Raw genomic sequence first — 25,047 nt, 5'->3', positions numbered from 1 at the left:
TTTTGATAGCCATTCTGAAGAGTTATCTTCAACTACTACACTAACTTCCATTAATTTCTCATTAATTTCCCTTTCGTTCAAAAAATATGGTTGGCTTTACAAGCATTCTATCATATGATAGAATTAAGATAACATTCAAAAGGAGATAATAAAAATGCGGCAAGGTATTCTTAAATAAACTGTCAATTAGATAGCGGGAATAATTAATTAAGCATCCTTATTTAAAATAAGGACTGGTTTTTTGTGCCCAGTTTAAGAATACTTTTATCATTTTATCATAAAGCATCTGTGGCTATCAGTGTGTAGTATACAGCTATTTTTGTATTAAAATCCCAGTGATAAGAGTATTTATCACTGGGATTTTTTCTGCTTTTTGAGCTTTTGAATGGAGGAAATAAAATTGAAAATTATTAATATCGGTATCTTAGCACATGTTGATGCAGGAAAAACTACTTTGACAGAAAGCTTACTATACAGTAGCGGAGCAATTAAAGAGTTAGGAAGTGTAGATAGCGGTACAACGAAAACGGATACTATGTTTTTGGAACGCCAGAGAGGTATTACTATTCAGACCGCAATAACATCTTTTCAACGGGAAAATGTTAAAGTAAATATTGTAGATACTCCTGGACACATGGATTTTTTGGCAGATGTATACCGTTCATTATCTGTTTTGGATGGAGCTATTTTGCTAATCTCTGCAAAAGATGGAGTACAGTCACAAACTCGTATACTATTCCATGCACTTAGAAAGATGAACATACCTATAATATTTTTTATTAACAAAATTGATCAAAATGGAATAAATTTGCCAGATGTTTATCAAGATATTAAGGACAAACTTTCTGACGACATCATAATTAAGCAGACTGTGAATCTAAATTTGAAACCTTATGTAATAGATTATACTGAACCAGAACAATGGGAGACAGTAATTGTGGGAAATGATTATTTATTAGAAAAATATACCATTGGGAAAACATTGAATATTGCAGAACTTGAAAAGGAGGAAAACGAAAGAATTCAAAGTTGCTCCTTATATCCTGTTTATCACGGAAGTGCAAAGAATAATATTGGAATTAAACAACTTATAGAGGTAATTACTAGCAAATTATTTTCACCCACACAACTCAATTCAGATAAACTTTGTGGAAATGTTTTTAAAGTAGAATATTCAGATGATGGTCAACGGCTTGTCTATGTACGTCTTTATAGTGGAACGCTACATTTGCGAGACTCAGTCAATATATCAGAAAAGGAAAAAATAAAAGTTACAGAAATGTATACTTCAATAAATGGAGAATTACGCCAGATAGATAAGGCAGAGCCTGGTGAGATTATTATTTTAAAAAATGAGCTTTTAAAACTAAATAACGTACTTGGAGATAAAAAAAGATTACCACATAGAGAAATTCTTGAGAATCCTCTTCCTATGTTACAAACAACAATTGAACCATGTAAATCAGTACAAAGAGAAAAGTTACTAGATGCACTTTTTGAAATATCCGATAGTGATCCCCTTCTACAATATTATGTAGATACAGTAACTCACGAAATTGTGCTATCTTTTTTAGGTGAGGTCCAAATGGAGGTAACTTGTACTCTGATTCAAGAAAAATATCATATTGAGATAGAAACAAGAAAACCAACTGTCATTTATATGGAAAGACCATTAAAAAAATCTGAATTTACCATTGATATCGAAGTACCTCCAAATCCTTTCTGGGCTTCTATTGGTTTATCTGTAACACCACTTCCTTTGGGTAGTGGCATTCAGTATGAGAGCCTGGTTTCTCTAGGTTATTTAAATCAATCATTTCAAAATGCAGTTATGGAAGGTATACGCTATGGGTGTGAACAAGGATTGTACGGTTGGAAATTAACAGACTGTAAGATCTGTTTTAAGTATGGTCTATATTACAGCCCTGTCAGTACGCCAGCAGATTTCCGAATGCTTGCGCCTATTGTACTAGAGCAGGCTTTTAGAAAGAGTGGTACAGAGTTATTAGAGCCATATCTTAGCTTCGAAATTTATGTACCACAAGAATATCTTTCGAGAGCATATAATGATGCTTCCAAATATTGTGCAAATATTTTAAATACTAAGTTAAAAGGTAACGAGGTCATTCTCATTGGTGAAATTCCAGCCCGTTGTATTCAAGAGTATCGAAACAGTTTAACTTTCTTTACAAATGGACGCAGTGTCTGTTTAACAGAGTTAAAAGGTTATCAGGTTACTAACATTAAGTCTGCTTTCCAACCACGTCGTCCAAATAATAGAATAGACAAAGTAAGGCATATGTTTAATAAAATCAACTTACATTGATAGTGAACTAAAGAGAAATTTTTAAAATGAATATTGAGTTGTTAATTAGAACAGGAGGATATAGATATTGTAAATACTAGGTGGATACTGTGCCCTATATGTGGCAATAAGACCCGTTTAAAAATGAGGGAAGATACTGAATTAAAAAATTTCCCTCTATTTTGTCCTAAATGCAGACAAGAAATTTTAATTGAAATAACGAAGTTTAGAATAACTGTAATTACAGAGCCAGACGCAAAGACGCAGAGCCGATAATTCGAGATATCAAAATCTCATTTTATCGGCTTTTTCTTTTCTATGCATACCATTGAGCTTAGTTCTTGATATCCTTTATAAGAAAATAAGTGTACTGATTTTTTTTGCAGTAGCTGTATTACAGTAGACATCCCTCAAGCATAAAAAGTATACAATTAAAATTCAATACTTGATTATTGATGAAGTACAGAGTTACTCGTCATTTCAAAACTAGTATATCAGTCAAGTTTTTCCTAAGGAACAAAAACGAACTTCGCTATGGGAATCAAAGGTTCTGTTGCAAAGTTTTAAATAAAGAATAAAATCCCTTACGGTATCTATGATTTAAGCTGGGATTCCCAATAATACCTTGATTTCAGTACAGACCGAAAACCCGAAGAGAGTGCCTTCTTTTCGGGTTTTCTTATATAATCCTCGGATGGCTTCCATACCTTTAATCGTGGGTGAGGCAGTGCGTAAACTTCGATAGAATTTATTGCGTCTCTTTACTGGACGATGGTCTTGTTCAATCAAATTATTCAGGTATTTAATGGTACGATGTTCTGTCCCTTGATAAAAGCCGTATTCTTTTAGTTTCTTAAAGGCACTTGTAATAGAGGGGGCTTTATCTGTGACTACAACCTTCGGTTCATCAAACTGCTTCACTAACCGCTTAAGAAAAGCATAGGCTGCTTGTGTGTCCCGTTTTTTACGTAACCAAATATCCAAGGTTAAACCATCTGCATCGATGGCTCGATACAAATAATGCCATTTTCCTTTAATTTTGATGTACGTTTCATCCATTTTCCATGAATAAAAGGATTTTTTATTTTTCTTTTTCCAAATTTGATAGAGTAGTTTGCCATATTCTTGCACCCAACGATAAATCGTCGTATGAGAAACGTTAATGCCACGATCATATAAGATTTCTTGAACTTCACGATAGCTAAGGTTATAACGAAGATAGTAGCCCACGGCTACAATAATCACATCCTGCTGAAATTGCTTTCCTTTAAAATGATTCATCGTCATTCCTCCTGCTATCTTTTTCTATTATTCTACCTTATTTGATAGTAGATTTAAAACTTTGCAACAGAACCCTTACTTCTCTATATTATGGTTGATATACTTGATGCCCCATAAAAATAGTACGAAACCCAATAATGAAAAAAAACCTACAAATATAGCGATAACTTTTTGATAATAGAAATCTGTTGTCAAAAAACGAAGGCAACTAAGTGTCAGTAACAAGAAACAAGCTAGGGAAGCTTTTAATTGATTTAACACAGTTGGTTCTTCTCTTCTTGTCATTATTTTTCGAATGAGCAATATATCAACCACAACCACTAAGAGGGCTGCTACGATGTAGACCAATTGGAATACGGATGATAAGTTATGAAGTAATTGACTAAAAAAAAGTACCAGTAAGGATATGCTAACTACTTGGGCAATGACAAATAGCACTATATCCCTTTTTGAAACTTTATGTGTCATTGTTGTTCTCCTTAACAGCCAAGTAAGGCTACTCCACCTCCAATAGCTGCACCTACTGCACCAGTTCCAATTGCATACGGTCCAATGAAGAAAGCCGTTCCACCTGCAGCTGCAGAGAATCCTTCTGAAGCACCTACGGCGACAGAGGCCCCACACACTCCCCATCGTTCCCAATTGACTCGTCCTCCTTCAACACTAGCAAGTGTTTCAAGGTCGAGGGTGTTAAAGTTTTCAATTGTTTGAGTTGCCATGGCAACTACCTCCTAAAATTTTTATCGTGTGATCTCTCAATCACATCTTTAGTATAGCATTCAAGTGTCTCTATCAGAGCTAGCGTCCCAAAAAGTGGCTATATGTCCCGAACGGTAAAAAAATATAAAAGACCACTTTAAGATGATAAAGTGATCTTAATAGTCATTATCGAATAAGAACCTTGATTTCAACTTCCTACATAAGAACACAGATAGGAAGATATACCATCGGATAGGCTTCGCCACTTCGATATCTAGGTGGCGATACCCTACCGTCTATAAAGGGGTCGTAGCTACCACCAGCTTTATTATTTGTTCTAGGCATAATACAAGATACTCCACCTTGGATGGTTTCAAGGTCGTTATATGTTAGTTCTGTAATCATTAGTTAACTCCCCATCTACATAAAAATAAACTATTTGTTCAAAGATAATAACACTATCTTATAAACAAATTATTAAAAATTGTTATGAAAATACCCGTATATGTTCAAGATGATTATTTATGTTTATTTTTATTGACCTTGTTGAAAAAGATATTACCTAACAAAGCAACAACAAAACCTATAATAAAATATACCATAGATTAGCTCCACCAGCAGGTTGCTCCATAGGCAACAGTACCACCTACACCACCTAGAGCACCACCACCGACCCAACCAGGAACTGAGCCTACAACTGGTAAAACTACATTACCTCCAAACGCTCCTGCGATAGCTCCTCCGATAGCTCCTTGAGCAGCCGCTCCACCTGCGCCTCTCCAACTACATCCACCTCCTTCAACACTAGCAAGTGTTTCGAGGTCAAGGGTGTTAAAGTTTTCAATTGTTTGAGTTGCCATGGCAACTACCTCCTAAAATTTTTATCGTGTGATCTCTCAATCACATCTTTAGTATAGCATTCAAGTGTCTCTATCAGAGCTAGCGTCCCAAAAAGTGGCTATATGTCCCGAATGGTAATTCCTAAAGAACATCCTTCAATCATTGGAAATCTTCCTCTAATTTTCACATATTTACTTAATCACTTTCTTATTATAACACTTTTATGCAAATATCTTATAGATTGCTTACAGAATAATCAAGCAAATGCGTTTATTGTTTAAAATATTTTTTGACTTGAAGGTAAGATAGAAAATCACAGAGGATTAACAAAAGCATTAATACGGCTAGTACTATACGGTCTGTGGTATCACTGAATGTTAGTAATGTGTAAAACTCTACACTAAGCACTAGAAATGTGATGACAGGAAAGACAATGAAGGACTGCCGTATTGTTAACAGATTTACTGAATCTGGACGCTTCTTAAGCATACGGTAGAGCAGTCCATTAACAAAAATGACTACGAAAGCTAGTGCTCCGACTGCTAGCCAAGTTCCTGGCGAGATCTTGCTTTTGTAGAGAGAAAGGCTGATACTTATAAGGAAAACTGCCAACGCAGCAGTGATGGTTCTAAAAGATCGCAATACACTCGAACTAATATTCTTTAACTTCATGATAAAACACCTAAACTATGAATAACCTCAGTCAGTCTTGCAAACCTAATAAGCTATTACATTTAACTCTATTCCTCTCTGTATTTTATTATACAGCTGTAAGATTTCAAGTAAGCCCTTAGCGATTAAATTCTTCTGGAGATGTAATACAGTAGTGTCATTAGTACTGATACTTTAAATAGGCGAATATACATATCTTTGTTTTCTCTATTACAAAGATATGCAATCAAATATAATATAATCTCCGCTATCATTAGCAAGAATAATTTTACTTCGGGAACATCAAAAATAAGCATTTGCAAGCATCTTACGTTCAAAGTGACCAAAGGTTACTTTTGAAACTGTACCCACTTTTTAAAAAGTAAGCTATAAAGAAGCACCGTTAGCCCTAGCAAGTTAATGGTATGGTGAACTGCATCCAAGCTTCTAAATAGATTAGCGAGGCCCATTACGATGAGAATGGTAGCCAGTAAATACGGTTTTGAGTTTTTAAACATACTTTTCTCCTTAAAGTGTTTTTAGCTAGTCTGTGCATAATCTATGAATTTTATTATAGATTGGAAGCCGATAAAAAAGTAGTGACATAAATGTCACTACTTGTCTGACCTTATATCCTTGATAACCGTACACATAAGAAAGAGAAATAAACATAACCCGATAAGATTTAGGCATTGAAGTCCAAAATTCAGTTTTTCTCCAAAGTTATGTAAGGCAACAAGGACGAAGCCCATAGACATCATTAGAGACACTAGGCGTTTTTTGGTCATGATTACAAATAACTCTTCTCTTATATCGAAATTTTCAATCATAATTCACATGCTATTCACAGACCAGCAATTGACAAGACATTTCAGTTAGGATTTCTTCTTAACGGAAGATTTCTTCTTAACGGAAGATTTCTTCTTAACGGAATTGGTAGCCTTGTGTTTTTCAAGAAATGACATAATTGGCTTATCTAAAAAACTCATAACAGCCATGGAAACCATCCCTAAAATATAACTTTTCAAATCAAACATAATCCATCACCACCAGCATGTTGCTCCATAACCAACACCACCTACGATAGCACCTCCAGCTGCTCCTGCGACAGCACCTTGCCAAGTACGTGTTTTGATACCTAGTCGTAAACCATTACCAACTCCTGTAGCTACTCCTTGTTTAGCAAAACCTCCCCAGCTACATCCACCACCTTCAACACTAGCAAGTGTTTCGAGGTCAAGGGTGTTAAAGTTTTCAATTGTTTGAGTTGCCATGGCAACTACCTCCTAAAATTTTTATCGTGTGATCTCTCAATCACATCTTTAGTATAGCATACAAGTGTCTCTATCAGAGCTAGCGTCCCAAAAAGTGGCTATATGTCCCGAGTAGTAAAAAAAAGACTGAATATCATTTTTGATTCAGTCCATGTCTTATTGAAAAAGCTTTAACTAATTCTTTCTATACTGCCTATAGACTCCAAATAAAAAGAAAAAGAATCCTATTGATGCTAACAAAAGTTGATAGATATTTCCTGATGACAATAGTACTTTGCTATATAAATATATCATCGCAATAGTCGAAAAAATGATTAGGTATTTCTTCATATGTATCACCTCTCTCAAATGAAAATTATTTAGCTGTATCATAACAAAATGCTGTGCTACCGCCTGCAAATCCAGCTCCTGCACCTGCGATGCCAAAGAAAGCTGCACCGACAATCGTCATTCCGGTAGTACCAATAACACATTGAGCACCATAGCCTTGACCACTTACATTAGACAATGCATTTGTATCCAGTTTTTTAAATCTTTCAAGTTGTTTATTATTCATAAATTCCTCCCATACAAATTAGAAACAGTATAAGGCTGCACCTACTAACACCCCACCGACAGCTCCCCACGGGCCACCTACTGCACCAAGTCCTCCTACTGCCAGCATCCCCTCATCACAGGACAACCCACCCTCAACACTAGCAAGTGTTTCGAGGTCGAGGGTGTTAAAGTTTTCAATTGTTTGAGTTGCCATGGCAACTACCTCCTAAAATTTTTATCGTGTGATCTCTCAATCACATCTTTAGTATAGCATTCAAGTGTCTCTATCAGAGCTAGCGTCCCAAAAAGTGGCTATACGTCCCGAATGGTAATTTCTAATGTATCCAGTCTCTAAAATTCAGAAAAAATTCTCATTTTACACTCATAAAAAATTGAAAAACCGTTTTCTTTATGTTACACTTTTTCAATAAACAGTATGCGTCATAAAAGGGAGGACTAGACCTTGAAGATTTACCTATTAGAAGATAACCCTATTCAGATGGGACGCCTAGAAGATGCTGTAGCACATGAACTTATGACCTTCGGAAAAGATCTATCCTGTGTCCAGTCTTTTGACAAACCTGACCAGTTGTTATCAGCTATCACTTCTAATACAAGCGATCAGATTTTCTTTCTTGATATTGAAATTAAAGGTGAAGATAAGAAGGGACTTGATATTGCTAAAATCATACGTCAAAATAACCCTTATGCTATCATTGCCTTTGTCACTACACATATAGAGTTCATGCCTCAAGCTTTTGGCGTTACAGCCTATAAATACATCAATAAAACCTTAGATGAAGCTAGCTTTAGAAAAGAAATAGGGGAAACCATTGCTCAAGTCTTCCCTATTAACGCAACTACCACGGATGAGTTTTTTCTCTACAAAACAGAGTCTCAATTAATAAACCTTCCTATGGATCAAATTCTATACCTATCCACATCAGATATCAAACACCATGTTCACCTCCAGACTATCCATACCCTCATGGATATCCGAGCAAATCTGGCAGACTTTAAAAAGATACACAAAAAGCTCTACCCATGCCATCGGTCCTATATCGTCAATACAGATATGATTATCTCTGTCAACTTGACCAATTATGAAGCTACCTTAATTAATGGTCAAGTCCTACCAGTATCCCGTATGAAGATAGGAAAGATTGCACAGATTGTTGAGGAAAGAGGCAGAGGATGTTAACAACGTTATGGCTACTTTTTCTCACCCTTTTAAGTGCAGGCCTAGAAATTATTCTTTTCCTTTATTTAATGGGACAGAAGATTCGTCTAAGGTATTTTTTCCTACTCCTTATTTTTAATTTAGCCTTTAATTTTATTTATAACCACTCTTCTTGGTTTATCATTAAATTCTGGGGTGAGGATATCTATTATCTTCTTCTCTCCTTCCTTTTATCCACTAAGACTAAAAAACCATTAAAAATAAAGATTTTCAATGGTCTCTTCCCTGATATCCTCAACAACCTTAGTTTAAGATTGATTACTTTCTTTATCTTCCCTTTTTTTAATATTAGTATCACCGATTATCAAAGCTCTCTATTAATATCCATCCCTTCATCTATTGCACCTCTTTGTCTATCATTTCTCTTTATTAAATTATTCAAGGGGAGTTTTACCATACTTCAAAAGCAGAAATCAAATTCTCCGATTCAACATATTATTATAGTTGCTAACTTTTTTATGTTTGGGTACACCCTACTGTTACAGATCCTCATGTATCTTGAAAACACTACTCATTCTTCAACTTTGGAGCTTCGAAAACTCTGTGTTGTTATTTCACTTGTCCTCTTCTTCATTATGATTGTCTTTTTAGACAGAAACATTCGTGAAATGATTCAAGGACAATTGGACTTCCAAAAAAATCTCCAGCTAGAAAATCTCTACACCTACAATAAACATATTGAATGTCTCTACAATTCTGTTCGTAGTTTTAGACACGATTATAGTAATCTCTTAGTCACATTACGATTGGGGATAGATAAAGACGATATGGATATTGTCAAAGAAGCCTATGATAGTGTGCTTCAAGAATCCGATAAACGATTAAATACAAGAAACTTTGGCTTAGCTAGACTCGTTAATATTCAGGATAACACTTTGAAAAGCCTTCTGTCCGCAAAAGTTCTACAAGCAGAAGAAGAAGGCATTGAAGCTCAGATTAGCATCCCAGAACCCATCCACTTGATTGGGATGGAGACTCTGGACTTCATTATCGTCACTTCTATTTTTTTAGATAACGCTATTGAAGGTGCCATTCAAACTCAAAACCCTAAAATTACTATTAGCTTTTGGGAAGATCATTGTTCACAGCTATTATCTATTAGCAATACCATAAGTGAAGAAAAAACAGAAACCAAAACCATATTTGAAAGAGGTGTCTCCAACAAGGGACGAGAGCGAGGCATTGGCCTTGCTAATGTCACAGAAATCTTAGATAACTATATCAATGTAAACTTAGAAACACAGAGTAACAATTTCTCATTCACACAACAATTAACAATAACTAAAAAGGCCTAACAGCCTTTTTTCTATACCTAAGCTTGAGGAATGTTATAGTCTTTTGTTGGAAGCGTTCTTTGCCCTCCGAATCCTTTTAGGAAACCATTTATATAATCCATCCACCCACTTCCACCTACGACTTGTTCAAGAGCGTGGTTATCAAGTGTTTCAAAGTTATTAATCGTATTGTTAGCCATCAGTAATTCTCCTCCTATTGGTCTTGCAAGTTTAGTAACTTGTCTTTAAAGTAATTGAAGTAGGTCTTTTGGTCAATAACGCTTGTCACACGACCTTCTAGACCGTAACGTAGATTTTGGGCTTCTTTTTCTGAAATACTTGCCCTAGCAGTTACTCTAAACACATTCCCCCTTTCTGTTTCCGTGGCAGAATTATCAATACTCTCAAGTTTTCCAATAATTGTGGTACCGTGATTACCAACCTTATCCAAGGTCAGTCGAACTGACTGGCCTTTTTGCAGTTTTGGCACATAATCCGAATTCACATAATAAGTAATGGCAACTTCCTGGGTTTGAGTCATATCGGGATAAAGCTGGGCCAACTCAGTTCCTGTCGCAGCCATGGTTGCTTTTTTATCAGCTTGACTCAAGTGTAAGATTCCATCTTCTGGTGACTGGATGAGGGTATTAGTCAGAAGGACATCTGCCTGATTGATTTTACTCTCGGTATCGTTAATTTGTGTTTCCACTGAGCTCAATTGCTGTCCTGCATTTTGCAAGAATTGATTTTTTAGAGCTTCTTTTTTAGTGCTATCACTATTGTCATAAGTTACAACTGTGCCTGTCCCAGCCTTTTGGATTTCTAGATTACCTATGGTAGCATTCAAGCTCGAAATATTGGTATTAACTTGAGATAGGTATTGGTCTGTTACACTGGCATCCGGTATCGTAGCATACTGACTGTTATAGGCATTTAAGGTTGCCTGATGAGGATTGCCTTCAGGTAAAGTCGTTTCATGATTGGTAATAGCTTGAGAGAGCGCCTCATACTCTGAGACCTGAGTCTGCAATTGACTAATCTGGTTATCAATAGCAGAACCGGTATTACTCGCAATTGCTGCTTGGTTATTAACCTCTGTATTTGTTTTAGCCACACCCAAGTCAATATCCTGTGCCTGACTTAGGTAGGTGTTAAAAGTACTCTGATAACCAAACTCGTCTTCCTGTTCTTGGAAAAGATTGGTTCCCTGCGTTAGGCTAGATTGCAAGGTCTTCAAACCTGATTCCTGTCTTTTTAAAAGTTCTAGTTGCTTTTGAAGCCCCTCTTTTTGCGATGCCTCCATGGTCTCTGAATACTGAACTAAGGTGTCCCCTTTTTTAACAACCTTATTAGCAACCAGTTGATTATCTATGATGGTATTGTCACTGGTTGATTGGATTACTGCGATAACCTTGGTTGGCTCTATACTTCCTCTAGACGTGACTGTAACTTCCTTCTTAGCAAAAAAAGCGAAAAGAAAAAGGAAAATAACTAACAAAATCAAGGGAGTAATCAAAACAGTAGACATATTGTGGTAGCGACGATGGTAAAACTCTGTGCTTTTAAACAACTGTGGATTCATCGTGTTTCCTTTTCCTCACTTTCTAAATAATTGATAATAGAAACCTGGATAAGACATTAGGTCTTGATGAGAACCTGTCTCCACTACGCGTCCCTGATCAATGACTACGATACGGTCGGTCCGCTCAGCGATACTAAGCCTGTGTGCTACAAAGATGATCGTTTTATCTTTTAGTGCTAGGAGGTTATCAATAACCTGCTTTTCTGTCAAAACATCCAATCCGCTAGTTGCTTCATCTAAGATTAGTACAGGAGATTTCGTTAGTAGTGCACGCGCCAAAGCGATACGTTGCTTTTGCCCTCCAGACAGACCTGCTCCATCAGACAGCTCTGTCTGAAACCCCATAGGCATGTTTTCAATATCTTGACGAATTTCTGCTATTTCACAAGCTTTCAAAATATCAGCTTGCGTAATACCCCGTGCTGCACCTAAAGTAAGATTTTCTAAAACACTACCACTAAATATATAGGATTGCTGAGGGAGATAGTTAATATGTTGACGAAGAGTTTTCTTGTCTATGCGACTAATATTTTGACCATTAAAATCTATGTGCCCCTTATATGGTTGATAAAAATTGACCAACATTTTAGCTAGAGTAGTCTTACCAGATCCACTGACACCAACAAAACTGATTTTTTCTCCTTGTCTAATCGTCAAACTGACATCAGTCAAAGTATCACGACCAAAACCATATTTATAAGATAAATCCGTAACAGTGATATCTCCATCCGCAATGCCTTCTTGATAGGTATCATCACTTTGTCCAAACTCTGATTCAATCAGATAGACCTCATTGAGCCTAGTATTAGCTACCTTAGCAGACTGTAACTTGGTTTGCAGGTTAATGATATTTTCCAAAGGATTCGTGAAGTAAGAAAGCAACATATTAAAAGTAATCAATTGTCCTATCGAAATGGTATTTCCCATCACCAACTGAGCACCTTGTCCAGAGGATAAGTACATTTAAAATAAGTTGAGCACCTTGTTTCAATGATGTTTGTAGTATAGATAACTTAGAAAGGCGAAAAGAATTGTCTAGATAGTCAATAAACTCACCATCAATCTTTTGATAGCATACTTCTTCGCTGGTTAGTGACTTTATGGTTTCAATCCCATTAATGTCCTCAATGATGGCTGAATTAACCATAGCATTACTCTGCATGACGTCATGATTCATTCGCTCAAAAGGTTTCATAAAGGCAAAGACGATAAGGGTATAAATTGGAACCGAACAAAGAACTAGCTTGAAGAGATTGCTATTTTGTATCAATAACACGCCTCCTACGATAATCACAATAGAGAAATCAAGGAAAAGTGATAATATCGTCGAAGCCAGAGCATCGATAATAGAGTTAGCATCACTAAAACGTGAGATAACCTCCCCTGTACGTCTTGTGGCAAAAAAAGACATTGGGAGTTCAAAGATATGTCGTATGTAGGACAAGATAACGTCAATGGTAAATCGCTGACTCAGTATGGTTAAGAGATAATCTCTTGCAAAAGTCATCATTTGTTGTAAAACATAGGTCACAACTAATCCAATTGAGATAATTCCTAAGGTAGACTTCATTTGATTAGGACATATTCGTCTAGAATACCTTGTAAATAATAGGAACCTAAAATATTTATTAAAGTAACCAAGAGACTGGCAAAGACAATATTAGCTATCAAGGACCTTTGTTTAAAGATCAAAGGGAGAAAGTCCCAGAGTCCATTTTTCTTATCCTTATGTGGTTTATAACTGGGTTCCGGTCCCATAAAAAGAGTAACACCTGTCCACTCTTTCTCAAAACGCTCTTTAGTCATTTTAGTTACTTTTACACTTGGATCAGGGTCTCCAATTATCAGATAATCCTTGGTGCTTTTATAAATAACATAATAATGTTGAAGCTTCCCATCTTTATTAACATGAGCAATAAAAGGATAAGGAACATCTTCCATCTCAAAGAGCGACATTTCAGCCTTTATAGCTCTCGTTTCAAAGCCAATTTTTTTAGCAGCCTCTACAAGACCTAAGGCAGTTGTCCCTTCTTTATTGGTCTTCGCCAACTCACGCAGATGTGCTAATGAATAATCTGAACCATAGTACTTGGCCACTGATGCCAAGGCAGCAACTCCACAATCCCTCATATCTATTTGAGGGACAAAAGTCCTACGAAAACGAAACATACCAAACCCTTTCATCACAAATTATCATATGATTAGTATGTCATATTTTCAGGATAAAAAGAGCCAGCGTCCCAAAAAGTTGCCATACGTCCCAAACGGTAAGAAAAATCTTAAAGTCATCTCCACTATTACCATTTAAGCCGTATTTGGGGTCATTTAGGACAAGTTCATTGAAATCGATTTCAAAGTTATACAATAGTTATTAGAAGGAAACATTCTAAAATAGTCCTACAAGCATACGTATTTGATCTAACCATTATTACTGTGCCAGCCCTGGTATTTCCAAAGGAAACCATGACTGCTGATAGCCTCGGAGCCTATCTCTATCGTATGATGTCATAATTTGATTATTTTTATTCCGAAAAGGGATAACATTATGAAAAACGTCAATCCATATCTCAAAAAATCCTATCAAAAAAGGCTAAATCAGCCTCTTGAGATTCGATTACTCAATTATCGGTTTAATTTTCCTTAGCTTTGTAAGTGTATTTGTTATCACTGTCAATGCTATTTTTAGCGTCACTAGAGGGGTTCCCTTCCTTAATGCCCACCTTATTTCCACCTTGAGTAATTGTGCCTTCTATCTTTTGATTTACTCAACCTTGAGGTGGCACCATCTCAAAAAGCTCTATAATCTCTACAGTGGTTTTTCCCACTACAGAAATTATAGAGCCGAAGTTAAGTAGTTCTGTGGTAAACTGAGTCATAGGAATAAATCTCTTTCTAGTAATGTTTTGCAACTCTACTATAACGGATTTATTCCTTTTTGTGTTTACACAACTTATTTTACACTACCTCAACGTTTGCAAGTACCTCGAGATCGAGTGTTTCAAATGTATTATTTGTTTGCCTTGTCATTCTAACAACCTCCTAAATTATTTTTAGCTTTTTCTCTCAAGCTATGATTTTATTATAGGGTGGTAGCCAACAAAAAAGTAGTGACATAAATGTCACTACTCGATTTTGATTTTTAAGAAATCTTTTCGAATATAGAAGCTATGGTCTAGATTAGCTTACTCTCCTTCCATGGTGCCTGCTTGTAGGCTGTACATCTTGTGATAGGTGCCGCCGAGGGCTAGGAGCTCTTCGTGGCTACCGTGTTCAATGATGCGGCCCTTGTCTAAGACATAGATGCAGTTAGCATCTTGGATTGTTGATAGGCGGTGGGCAATGGCAATGGTTGTACGGCCTTGACGAATTTTTGCAAGAGAGTTTTGAACAATAGCCTCTGTCTCCGAATCAATATTGGCTGTCGCTTCATCCAAAATCAAGATTTTAGGCTGGCTAGCAACGGTTCTAGCAAAGGCTAGAAGCTGGCGTTGACCGGTTGAGAAACTTGAACCACGTTCGGAAACTGGGGAATCATAGCCTTCAGGAAGTTTATCAATAAAGTGATTGGCATCGACAAACTCAGCAGCAGCTTTAATCTCTTCATCAGTTAAATCTTGATACATGGCAATATTGGATTTGATTGTGCCATGATAGAGGAAGGGGTCCTGAAGGACAAGACCAATATTCTTGCGCAGCTCTGCCTGACTATAATCACGAATATCCACACCGTCTATGAGAACTCGTCCTGATTGGAATTCATAGAATCGCATGAGCACGTTGATAATAGAGGATTTTCCAGAGCCTGTAGATCCCACAAAGGCGATGGTTTCACCTTTATTGACAGAGAAGGAAATATTATCCAAAATCTGGTGCTTGCCATCATAGGAGAAGGAGACATTCTCAAAGCGAATATTCCCCTCAGTAACCTTGGCAGCTGTGTCTCTCTGTTCAGGCTCATAGGTACGCTCGTCAATCAAGACAAAGACCCGACCTGCTGAGACCATAGAGGTTTGTAGAGTCGAGAAGTTTTGTGTCACTTCAATCAAGGGATCAAAGAGGCGATTAATATACTGGATAAAGGCATACATGGTACCTGCTGTGATACCCAGATAGATACCTCGGTAGCCAAAATAGGCCATGAGAACAGCATAAGCCAGGAGGCTTCAGTAGACTCATGGCTGGGCGTAGAAAGAGAGAATCCAGTGATATAGAACGGCTGGCATAAATCAGGTGTTCCTCATTAATGGCATCAAACTCTTTTTTAAGACGCTTCTCCTGGTTAAAGGCCTGAATGATGTGAATCCCTTCGATACTCTCTGACAGTTTGGCATTTATATCTGAAAGCAAGGCTCTGGTCTTTTCAATGATGGCCACTGATTTTTTGCGATAAAGGTTAACCAAAAGGACAATCAGAGGAAGAAAGAGGACAATAAGCCCGGTCAGACGAATGTCCAAGATCATCATGGTGTAAAGGGTGGTAACAAAGATAAAGATAGCCGAAATAAAACTAGACAGAGTTCCTGAGAACATCTCGCTAATGGTCTCAGTATCATTGGTCAAGCGGGAAACGATGGAACCTGCTGGGGTCTTGTCAAAGTAAGACATACCCAGTTTTTCCATATTGGCAAAGGCATCTCGACGAATATCTCTGACAATGCTATAGGACACACGCGCAAAGAAGAGATTTCCCAGATACTGGACTAGTGTCTGCAAGAGGTAGAGACCATAGTAGCCAATCAGAATCATACTTGCCGCCTGATTCATATCATGAAGATAGTGATCAATAAAATAAGAGGCCACCAAGGGAATGATACTCTTGATAACCGTTGTGGACAAGAGGAAGGTCAAAGCTAGAAAGGTCAAGAACTTGTAAGGCTTGAGATAGGTCAAGAGACGCTTAAACACAGACCATTGGTTTTGATTAGGCATGAGCTTCTCCTCCTTCCATTTCTAACTGTTGAGACTCATAGGTCTTGGCATACCAACCACCTTGAGCTAGTAAGTCGTCATGACGCCCACGTTCAATGATACGACCATCTTGCATGACCAGGATGAGGTCAGCGTGCACCACCGCACTGAGACGGTGGGCGGTAATAATAGTTGTTTTGTCCTTGCGAGTATGCTTAAGATTATCAATAATGGCATGTTCTGTCTTAGCATCAACCGCAGATAAGGAGTCATCCAAAATCAAAATTTCTGGATTCAAAATCATGGCCCGGCTCATAGCCAGACGTTGTTTTTGACCACCTGATAGGCTGACACCCTTTTCACCAATGATTGTTTCAAAGCCTTCAGGCATATCCTTGATATCATCATAAACTTGAGCTAACTTAGTCGCTTCTTCCACCTTATCAATGGAGAAATCTGGATTACCAAAGCGGACATTGTCTAAAATAGAACTGGCAAAGAGAAACTGGTCTTGAGGAACATAACCAATCAAGCTACGCAAGTCTGATAGGCGATAGTCTCGGATGTCATGTCCATTCAAATAGATGGCTCCTTGATTGACATCGTGCTCCCGCAAGAGCAACTTGACAAGAGCCGTCTTTCCTGAGCCAGTCGGTCCAACCAAACCAAGGGTTTGCCCCTTGTCCAAGGTGAAATGAATATCTCGCAAAGTATCCTCATCCTCAAAAGCAAAGCGGTCAATCGCAAAGTCTAAACGACCATTTTCAATGCTTGGAAGAGGATAAGCAGGATCTTGAACATCTGATTCCTGCTCTAAAAGAGTCTCGATACGTTGGTAGGACACATTTCCCCTCTGCGTGATATTAAAGAGGAAGCCAATGGCCATTAGGGGCCAAACCAGCATGTCCAAATAGGTAATAAAGGTTACCAAATTTCCGACCGTTATCTGACCGGCCTGAATCATAAAGGCCCCGACAAGGAGGGTCAAAACATAAGATGAGCCAACAAAGAGCAAGACCAAAGGATCAAAAAGGCTGTCATACTTCATGGTATGCATATTCTTTTCAAAAGTCATCTTATTGGTCTCTTGGAAGGACTGGAGCTCAGCCTCCTGATAGCCAAAAGACTTGGTTACCTTGATACCTGACACCGATTCTTGTACCTTATTATTAAGTTCAGAAAAAGCTGCCTGGGATTCTCCAAAAGCTTTGTGGGTCTTACGTCCCAAACGACTAGTCGCAAAAGCCATGAAAGGTAGAGGTAAGACTGCCACCAGGGTCATCTGCCAGGAAATGCTGAAGAACATGGTGATTAAAGTCACCAAGGCTGTGATAGACGCATCCACGGCTGACATGACACCCCCACCAGCCAAACGGGTTAGAGAGTTGATATCATTGGTGGCATGGGCCATGAGATCACCAGTTCGATACTTTTGGTAAAAAGAAGGCGACATCTTGGTAAAATGCTCAAAAAGCCGCGAACGCATAATCTGTCCCAAGCGATAAGACGTTGCCAAGATATACATCCGCCAAACATAGCGCAAATAGTACATTCCTAAAGCTGCCAAAAGCAAATAAACGAGATTCAAAAGCAAGATCTGATTGGTCAATTTTCCCGATGTGATAGCATCAATGACCCGACCCATAACCATAGGAGGAATCAGATTGAGAACCGAAACCAAACTCAGTGCCAGTATCCCGACAATATAACGGCGTTTTTCTAACTTGAAAAACCACCAAAGTTTTGCAATGATTGATTCTTTAAAAAACAAGTTATTCCCCCTATCCCTACAAAAGGATGATTATAAGTCTAATGAAAGTTATTTCCAATAGCGATAAATTGTACCATCTTCTAACTGAAAGTGACCAATATAAGTCAATTTTCCAAAATCAGTAGACTCTGGCAATTGATAAGCAAAGGAGTCAAAATTATAGACCTTGTGCCCATCATCAATAGAATCAGTTATCCTTATCGTGGATAACTGATTCGTCCTTCTTAGGGTTCCAAATACGTCTGATTTCATCAGATGTCTTATACTCTCTGACAAAATTGTACAATTCGAAGTTAGTTGCCTCACTGAGATAGCGACCATCAGTGTTGTAGTTAGCTAATTGAGACTCTCTCTTAACCTCAGAATAGCTCCAAACCTGCCCTCTTTCTCGCATAATATCGGCATCACGGCCACTTTTGATAAGTATCTGCTTTAACCATTGTCATTGTTGCTCCTAGTGTCAATACGGTGACTACTGTCACATTAAGTATTTCATTGTTTCACTAAAAGTGTTTATTCATTTTTCCCTCTTTTGGATGTGTTGTATTTGTATGAGAGAAAATAAGTGAAACCTGGGACGCAAAGTGTCCTAGGTTTTTTACTCATTAAAATACGTTTGAATCAGTTTCACAAGGAGGCGGTAGGCACCTAGTGCCACCAAACCACCCAAAGTGTTGGTCCATAAATCATCTATCTCAAAGACACGATTAGCATCAATGAGAAGATCAAGAATCACCTGCCCGATTTCGATCGTCAAAGACATGGCAAGCGTCGCTACAAGGACCTTTTTCCAAGACCTAAATCTTGGGTACAAGGCTAAGAGTCCTAAAATCAGCGGACTCAGCAAGAAAATGTTGGCCACATTTTGCCCAAGAACAAAGACAATCTCCTTAAGACTATCCAGCTGATTAAAATTAGTCAGACTGTTGAACGGCGTCAAAAGCACCACTACCCTACCAAAATGTTGAATACCGGGGGTTTCAACACCTTCAACTAGCCCATACTGGGGTGTCCAACAAAGGAGTACTAAACAAAGAAGATAAGAACAAACCAAAACTTGACTTAGCTTTCTTCCTTTTGGTGTTAGTTCTCCATTCTTATCTACCCAAGTCGTCAGCTGAAACATCTTACTTACCTTCTGATTTACAGATGCTTCTGCCACAGCCTTTTGACGGTCACGTTTCATAGTGTTTGAGCGCAATTGTCCACAAGCAGCATCAATATCTGTACCATGTTCTTGACGAACGACACAGTTGACACCATTTTTCTTGAGCACATCGTAAAAGGCAGCCACACGTTCTTTAGTTGAGCGGCTATATTGGTCGTGCTCTGATACTGGGTTGTAAGGAATCAAGTTGATGTATGACAACTTACGGATTTTCTTAGTCAAATCAGCCAACTCTTGAGCATTTTCAGGGTGATCATTGACCTCATTAAGCATGATGTACTCAAAAGTTACACGACGGTTGGTTGTCTGGATGTAATATCCAATAGCTTCAAAGAGTTTTTCAAGTGGAAATGAGCGGTTAATACGCATGATGCTTGAACGAAGGTCATTGTTAGGCGCGTGGAGTGATACGGCGAGGTTAACTTGAACACCTTCGTTAGCAAATTCCTTAATTTTTGGTGCCAAACCAGATGTTGACACTGTAATATGACGAGCTCCAATAGCAAGGCCATTATCATTGTTAATGGTACGCAAGAAGCGAAGCACATTGTCATAGTTATCGAAAGGTTCACCAATCCCCATAACAACCACGTGGCTGACACGTTCACCATCACCACGGTCATCAAAGTACTTTTGTACCAACATGATTTGAGCAACAATCTCACCAGCAGTCAAGTCACGCTGTTTCTTAATCAAGCCACTAGCACAGAAAGTACAACCGATGTTACATCCAACCTGAGTTGTCACACAGACAGACAAACCATAGTGTTGACGCATCAAAACAGTCTCAATCAACATACCATCTGGCAATTCAAAAAGATACTTAACTGTACCATCTTTTGATTCTTGAACAATACGCTGTTTTAATGGGTTTACGCAGAAATTATCCTTCAATGTAGTAATGAAGTCCTTAGAAATGTTGGTCATTTCTTCGAAAGACTGCACACGCTTCTTGTAGAGCCAATCCCAAATTTGAGTAGCACGAAATTTCTTTTCACCGTGTTCCATAGCCCAGTCAATCAACTCATCACGAGTAAGACCGTAAATAGAAGGTTTATAACCCTCCATATCCTCTAATTTCTGACGTTTACGACGTTCTGGTTTTGCTTGTGTTGTTACTTCTGACATAGTTTAATTTCCTTTTTTTCTGATTGTAAAATGCTGACCATCTGACTTGGCATTACTTTGCTTTTTCAGTGAGGGGGTTTGATTTTTTGAAGCTTTCTTCTGACTCTTCTTGAAGTTAGGCTTTCGCTCACGACTACCATCCTCGGACTTAGATTTGAACTTAGATCGACGCTTGACTTTCTCAAAGCTTGCCCCTTCTTGGTCCCTGTCTCCTCGTTTGGACTTATCCCGCTTTTGCTTAGCAGAAACTTTTTGTCCCTTATTCTTTTGAGAAGCATTATGCTCCTTCTCTCTAGATTCCTGAGAAGAATTACGACGATTATTAGAACGACGACACTTGCGACGAGGCTCTGTCTCCTCTTCAAAGACGATTAATTGCGGCTCTTCATTTTTCAAAATAAAGTAGGCACAACCAAAGGCACAGTATTCGCGTAAATACTCTGACAATCGGCTAATACGATCTGTCTTACGCGTATTGGGACGATCGTCCTCGTAAAATCCCTTAAGGCGAAGCTGGTCATTAGACCAATCCCCAACAATATAGTCATACTTGAGCATGATTTCAGAAAAACGTTGCCCAAAGCGGGTAGCGTCTAAAGCATCCTTGTGATTTTCAAGAACCTTAAACTGATAGGCATCTGATTTCAGAAGGTCGGCCACATACACAAAGTCTGGCCCTGGATATTTATTATAATTAAACATTTCTGGCAAGATTTCTTTACGCATGTGCCATCCTTTCTGCTCTCTTATTTTTTATCCTGATGCAGTGATAATGTTCTTATCTCTTATCCCAATCAGCACAATGATTTCTTAGATACTTGGCCACAAGTTCCCTTAACAAATCTGGAAAAAGAAGCGTGACTTCCTTTTTCTTGATTGTAGGGAAGTAAGAAGAAAAGTAGTACTGATCCACAAGGACCAAACTAAACTTCTCATTGGAATCTACAACCCTACTATTATACAACAAATTACCGTTTTTGTAAGCAAAGTTCCCTGTAATTAGCTCACCAAATACCTTACCTCTAAAGCCCATACCTTTAATAGCTTGGTTTTTAAGGAGTTCAGCCTTAGTAAAAACTTCACGACAAATTTCCTTGAGTTCTTGCCCTGTCACAAATAGACGGGCCATCCGCATCTGATGGGGAAGGGCTTCTTGAAGGTCTGCCATTGTCACTTGAGGACCTAGCGTTTTCATGATAAGTCCTGTATTCAAAAGCGTTAACTGGCTATCTGTCTCCTGACAAACAGCTTGTAAAACCAATTGACAGGTCTCATTAAAATTTAATTTTCGACCTAGATTAGCCACTTTTTCCTGGGCCAAACGACGATGGCCTTCCTCACGCATGGCCTTGATAAAGGCTTCGTCCTCCTTGTCCAAATCCAAGATATAGTCCTTAGTGGGGATAGCCTCGATCTGACACGCTATCATTTGCCCATTTTCCACAGTTAGGTCAATACAGCCAAGAAAATAGCCATATCTATCAGCAGCTGCCAAATAGGTCTCATTAATCAATTTGCCCTCTTCAAAAAGGTGATGGGTGTGGCTTCCGATAACAAGGTTGACCTGTGGATAAGTCTCTGAAATCTGCTCATCATAACGCACACCTAGATGGCTAAGTACTATGACTAGGTCTGCATCCCTTACCTCAGAGCGGGCCAAATCCTCTTCCAACCTAGCCATAGGCTCTAACACCTGCCAACCATTGGGAGCATAGGTAAGGTAATAGGGAAAGGTATAGGCCAAGAAAGCAATTTTTGTACCAGCTTTAGTTTTGTGAACAAGATAGGGCTTGGCCCATTCAGGCTGTCCCTCCTCATCCTTGAGATTTCCTATGATCGGTTGAAACTGAGCCTGCTCATAAAGACAGTCTAGCTCATCCTTAGCTAGACCAATCCCCTCATTATTTCCAATAGTCGCATAGTCTATCCCCAGCTCATTCATCAAGGCTATATTAAAACGCCCAGCTGTCGCATCTGACAAGGGATGAGACTTATCCACATTATCCCCAAGATCTACCTTAATCAACTCTCTGTCCGTCTGACTCAAATCATCCACAGCCCGCTTGAGTTGTGGATACTGTTCAAAATGAGAGTGCAAATCATTGATATGGAGAATTCGAATCTTGTCTTTCATGACTTCTATTTTAGCACTTTTACCACAAAAAAACTTGACATTCATTCAGCCAAGTTTTTATATGTGAGACGATGCTCCTTGCTATCCAATTTTTTAATTACTGAAAGGCTTATGAGTAATGATGTTTTTTAGTATAGATAAGGACTACAAAACCTGTAACTCCTAAAACATCTATCATTGTAATGAACCAATGATGAGGAACACACAACTGATAGCAACTTGCTAGAATGAAACACACACAAATAAAAACGCACGGATCATTTTGTTCTTTCAAATTTCTAACTAAACTCCACAAAATATAGCCATTCCAACACCGGCTCCTGACCATGCCCCAAATACCCCACCTGAAATGGTCCCAACAATCGGTAATGTATGGGTTCCAACTGATGTTCCAGTCAAAAATCTAAGCACAGGAGATCCAGTAGCCCCAGCTACACAACCAATCACACCCTCACCTTCAATAATAGAAAGGTCTTCGGAATTAAGTGAATTAAAATTGTTAATGATTTTTGTTGTCATGAAAACAACCTTCTTTAAACTATTTTGTTTTAGGCTTTTCTTAAAAGCTATGATTTTATTATAGGTGGGAAGCCAACAAAAAAGTAGTGAAATTATAATTTTGAGAGTTGATTCAGCTTAGGACTTACAAGTTCTTTTACTTTTAAAGAAAATCTTCTAAAAACTAAGGCTTTCCACTGTGATAAAAACACCTAAATCTTTGTAGTCATAAGGCTTGGGGAGTGAGATCTTCGGATCAAAAGATGAATAATAAGTAAAGAGGCCGAAACTTTATAGTTTCAACCTCTTAAATTTTTTAATCTAAATTTACCTTTATCTAAAAGCCAAGCTTAGAGGCTTTGCTTCTTAGCTTTACGTTCAGCACGTCCCTTAGCACGATTGGCTGCACGACGTTCACGTTTGCGTTTTTCGTCAACCTTCCACTGAATTTTCTTCTTGTAACCAGGCTTGATTTTTTTCTTTTTCTTCTTAACCAAACCAATCATTTCCGTGTCAAGTTTTTGATAGGCTTTTTCTCGGTTGGCACGACGGTCGCGGTCATAGGTATCTTGGAACTCACCATCTTTAAAGACCTTAGGTTCAAAGGTGATCCCCATCTTTTCAAGCTCACGAATATCTGAGTCGTCACTTGGTTGATAAAGGGTGATTGCTGTTCCTGACAAGCCGTTACGTCCAGTACGTCCTACACGGTGAACAAAGAATGACAAATCTTGAGGAATAGCGTCATTGATAACATGGCTAACCCCTTCAATATCAATTCCACGCGCTGCAAGGTCAGTCGCTACAATATACTCAAATTCAAGCTTCTTAACTTGATTCATGATACGCTTACGTTCACGTGGTGGAATACCGCCATGAATTTTCGCTACTTTAAGACCGTTTGATACCAAATAACTGTGTAAATCATCCGCACGTTCCTTGGTATTAACGAAAATCATTGCCAAGTATGGCTGCATCCCCTTAAGCATCTCAAGAATTTGTCCATTCTTGTTGCGCCCCTTGGTAGATACTAACCAGTTATCAATGGTATCCGCAATCACCGTTGAAGTCTTGATTTGTTCCATGACAGGATTGGTCAAATATTTCTTCAAGAATGGTTGTAATTTTTGAGGAATGGTTGCTGAGAAGACCAAAATTTGAACTTCCTTAGGAAAACTTGCCGCAATCTTATCCACAGTAGCCAAGAATCCCATATCCATGGTCATGTCGGCCTCGTCAACGACAAAAGTATGTGCCTTGTGGATAGCCAAGTCACCAGACTTAAACAGGTCATAAATACGCCCTGGTGTCCCGATAACGATATGCGGTTGGGCTACCTTAAGTTTCTCGATCTGACGTTGTTTATCCGTACCACCGACGTAATTAACAACACGAATTTCTGTATCAGAGTGTTTGGCAATCTGTTTTGTCGACTGATATATCTGTGTCGCCAATTCACGCGATGGAGCTGTGATAACAACTTGAACATCCCTGCTCTCTGGATTAAGCTTCTCAAAAATTGGCAATAGGAAGGTATGTGTCTTCCCTGAACCAGTCTTTGATTCACCCACTAAATCACGGCCAGAACGGACTACTGGAATCAATTTTTGCTGAACAGGTGTTGGCTCCTTAAATTTAATCTCGTCGAGAGCCTCTTGAATATAGTCTTTAAAATTAAAATCTTTAAATGACATTTTTTCTTACTTCTTTTCTATCTAGTCTACCCTTATCATTATAACAGAAAAAGAGCATTTCTG

24 protein-coding genes and 3 pseudogenes are annotated in these 25,047 nt (G+C 38.3%); 4 read left to right on the top strand and 23 right to left on the bottom strand.

Annotated elements, in window-relative coordinates:
- Positions 1 to 275: 275 nt before the first annotated feature.
- Positions 276 to 401, bottom strand: a complete 126-nt coding sequence (locus NST05_RS11030; protein ID WP_193393255.1) for a hypothetical protein — start codon at positions 399 to 401, stop codon at positions 276 to 278.
- On the opposite strand from NST05_RS11030, the gene tet(S) reads away from it, so the two are divergent.
- Complete coding sequence (gene tet(S), locus NST05_RS02645) at positions 386 to 2,326, top strand: tetracycline resistance ribosomal protection protein Tet(S) (RefSeq protein ID WP_002405437.1); 1,941 nt, start codon at positions 386 to 388, stop codon at positions 2,324 to 2,326. The genes NST05_RS11030 and tet(S) overlap by 16 nt on opposite strands.
- A gap of 66 nt (positions 2,327 to 2,392) precedes the next feature.
- Positions 2,393 to 2,581: a cysteine-rich KTR domain-containing protein gene (locus NST05_RS02640; RefSeq protein ID WP_425531079.1), complete on the top strand. Its 189-nt coding sequence runs from the start codon at positions 2,393 to 2,395 to the stop codon at positions 2,579 to 2,581.
- 324 nt (positions 2,582 to 2,905) lie between these two features.
- Here the strand turns inward: NST05_RS02640 and NST05_RS02635 are convergent, their stop codons facing one another.
- The 10 genes from NST05_RS02635 to NST05_RS02590 form a co-directional block, all read right to left on the bottom strand.
- The gene (locus NST05_RS02635) at positions 2,906 to 3,586 is read right to left on the bottom strand and encodes an IS6-like element IS1216 family transposase (protein WP_013646119.1); all 681 of its coding nucleotides are present in this window, start codon (positions 3,584 to 3,586) and stop codon (positions 2,906 to 2,908) included.
- A gap of 75 nt (positions 3,587 to 3,661) precedes the next feature.
- Entirely contained in the window at positions 3,662 to 4,054 is a 393-nt protein-coding gene (locus tag NST05_RS02630; protein ID WP_084829084.1) for a hypothetical protein, read from the bottom strand.
- 11 nt (positions 4,055 to 4,065) lie between these two features.
- Complete coding sequence (locus NST05_RS02625; protein WP_021152514.1) at positions 4,066 to 4,305, bottom strand: Blp family class II bacteriocin; 240 nt, start codon at positions 4,303 to 4,305, stop codon at positions 4,066 to 4,068.
- Positions 4,306 to 4,501: 196 nt separating this feature from the next.
- Positions 4,502 to 4,630, bottom strand: a complete 129-nt coding sequence (locus NST05_RS02620; protein ID WP_258380624.1) for a hypothetical protein — start codon at positions 4,628 to 4,630, stop codon at positions 4,502 to 4,504.
- A 260-nt stretch (positions 4,631 to 4,890) separates the two neighbouring features.
- A complete protein-coding gene (locus NST05_RS02615) occupies positions 4,891 to 5,145 on the bottom strand; it encodes a Blp family class II bacteriocin (RefSeq protein WP_021152515.1) in 255 nt (84 codons plus the stop codon).
- Positions 5,146 to 5,395: 250 nt separating this feature from the next.
- Positions 5,396 to 5,797 carry a hypothetical protein gene (locus NST05_RS02610; RefSeq protein WP_011226490.1) on the bottom strand — a complete coding sequence of 134 codons (402 nt, stop codon included), beginning with the start codon at positions 5,795 to 5,797 and terminating at the stop codon, positions 5,396 to 5,398.
- 329 nt (positions 5,798 to 6,126) lie between these two features.
- Complete coding sequence (locus NST05_RS02605; RefSeq protein WP_011226492.1) at positions 6,127 to 6,294, bottom strand: hypothetical protein; 168 nt, start codon at positions 6,292 to 6,294, stop codon at positions 6,127 to 6,129.
- A gap of 525 nt (positions 6,295 to 6,819) precedes the next feature.
- Positions 6,820 to 7,050: a bacteriocin class II family protein gene (locus tag NST05_RS02600; protein WP_011226494.1), complete on the bottom strand. Its 231-nt coding sequence runs from the start codon at positions 7,048 to 7,050 to the stop codon at positions 6,820 to 6,822.
- 355 nt (positions 7,051 to 7,405) lie between these two features.
- Entirely contained in the window at positions 7,406 to 7,606 is a 201-nt protein-coding gene (locus NST05_RS02595) for a hypothetical protein (protein ID WP_011681569.1), read from the bottom strand.
- Between the two features lie 18 nt (positions 7,607 to 7,624).
- Entirely contained in the window at positions 7,625 to 7,801 is a 177-nt protein-coding gene (locus NST05_RS02590) for a Blp family class II bacteriocin (protein WP_011681570.1), read from the bottom strand.
- 249 nt (positions 7,802 to 8,050) lie between these two features.
- Between NST05_RS02590 and NST05_RS02585 the strand changes: the two genes are divergently transcribed.
- Entirely contained in the window at positions 8,051 to 8,788 is a 738-nt protein-coding gene (locus tag NST05_RS02585; RefSeq protein WP_084829085.1) for a LytR/AlgR family response regulator transcription factor, read from the top strand.
- A 530-nt stretch (positions 8,789 to 9,318) separates the two neighbouring features.
- A complete protein-coding gene (locus NST05_RS02580; RefSeq protein ID WP_252989145.1) occupies positions 9,319 to 10,122 on the top strand; it encodes an ATP-binding protein in 804 nt (267 codons plus the stop codon).
- Positions 10,123 to 10,139: 17 nt separating this feature from the next.
- Here NST05_RS02580 and NST05_RS02575 read toward each other — a convergent pair whose 3' ends face one another.
- The 12 genes and pseudogenes from NST05_RS02575 to NST05_RS02520 form a co-directional block, all read right to left on the bottom strand.
- Positions 10,140 to 10,301, bottom strand: coding sequence for a ComC/BlpC family leader-containing pheromone/bacteriocin (locus NST05_RS02575; protein WP_011681573.1), 162 nt, complete (start codon positions 10,299 to 10,301; stop codon positions 10,140 to 10,142).
- A gap of 14 nt (positions 10,302 to 10,315) precedes the next feature.
- Positions 10,316 to 11,683, bottom strand: a complete 1,368-nt coding sequence (locus tag NST05_RS02570; RefSeq protein WP_340742893.1) for a bacteriocin secretion accessory protein — start codon at positions 11,681 to 11,683, stop codon at positions 10,316 to 10,318.
- Positions 11,684 to 11,698: 15 nt separating this feature from the next.
- Positions 11,699 to 13,852 (bottom strand): annotated as a pseudogene (locus tag NST05_RS02565) (peptide cleavage/export ABC transporter).
- Between the two features lie 1,013 nt (positions 13,853 to 14,865).
- Positions 14,866 to 16,612: pseudogene (locus tag NST05_RS02560) on the bottom strand (ABC transporter ATP-binding protein).
- Entirely contained in the window at positions 16,605 to 18,362 is a 1,758-nt protein-coding gene (locus NST05_RS02555; protein WP_014621923.1) for an ABC transporter ATP-binding protein, read from the bottom strand. The pseudogene NST05_RS02560 and the gene NST05_RS02555 overlap by 8 nt, the downstream one beginning before the upstream one ends.
- Before the next feature lie 187 nt (positions 18,363 to 18,549).
- Complete coding sequence (locus tag NST05_RS02550) at positions 18,550 to 18,756, bottom strand: hypothetical protein (RefSeq protein WP_011681579.1); 207 nt, start codon at positions 18,754 to 18,756, stop codon at positions 18,550 to 18,552.
- Between the two features lie 204 nt (positions 18,757 to 18,960).
- The gene (locus NST05_RS02545) at positions 18,961 to 19,488 is read right to left on the bottom strand and encodes a VanZ family protein (protein ID WP_171815053.1); all 528 of its coding nucleotides are present in this window, start codon (positions 19,486 to 19,488) and stop codon (positions 18,961 to 18,963) included.
- 21 nt (positions 19,489 to 19,509) lie between these two features.
- Positions 19,510 to 20,598 (bottom strand): annotated as a pseudogene (gene rlmN / locus NST05_RS02540) (23S rRNA (adenine(2503)-C(2))-methyltransferase RlmN); the annotation flags it as partial.
- Between the two features lie 63 nt (positions 20,599 to 20,661).
- A complete protein-coding gene (locus NST05_RS02535) occupies positions 20,662 to 21,384 on the bottom strand; it encodes a YutD family protein (RefSeq protein WP_084826128.1) in 723 nt (240 codons plus the stop codon).
- 52 nt (positions 21,385 to 21,436) lie between these two features.
- Positions 21,437 to 22,792, bottom strand: a complete 1,356-nt coding sequence (locus NST05_RS02530; RefSeq protein ID WP_340742892.1) for a bifunctional metallophosphatase/5'-nucleotidase — start codon at positions 22,790 to 22,792, stop codon at positions 21,437 to 21,439.
- Between the two features lie 282 nt (positions 22,793 to 23,074).
- Positions 23,075 to 23,311: a Blp family class II bacteriocin gene (locus NST05_RS02525; RefSeq protein WP_340742891.1), complete on the bottom strand. Its 237-nt coding sequence runs from the start codon at positions 23,309 to 23,311 to the stop codon at positions 23,075 to 23,077.
- Positions 23,312 to 23,640: 329 nt separating this feature from the next.
- The gene (locus tag NST05_RS02520; protein ID WP_011681583.1) at positions 23,641 to 24,984 is read right to left on the bottom strand and encodes a DEAD/DEAH box helicase; all 1,344 of its coding nucleotides are present in this window, start codon (positions 24,982 to 24,984) and stop codon (positions 23,641 to 23,643) included.
- Positions 24,985 to 25,047 lie beyond the last annotated feature (63 nt).

This window comes from Streptococcus sp. FSL E2-3494, assembly GCF_038007085.1.
In the GTDB taxonomy this organism is placed as follows: domain Bacteria; phylum Bacillota; class Bacilli; order Lactobacillales; family Streptococcaceae; genus Streptococcus; species Streptococcus thermophilus.
Note: the sequence above shows the minus strand (reverse complement) of the source record. Positions and strands in the feature narration are given on the sequence as shown.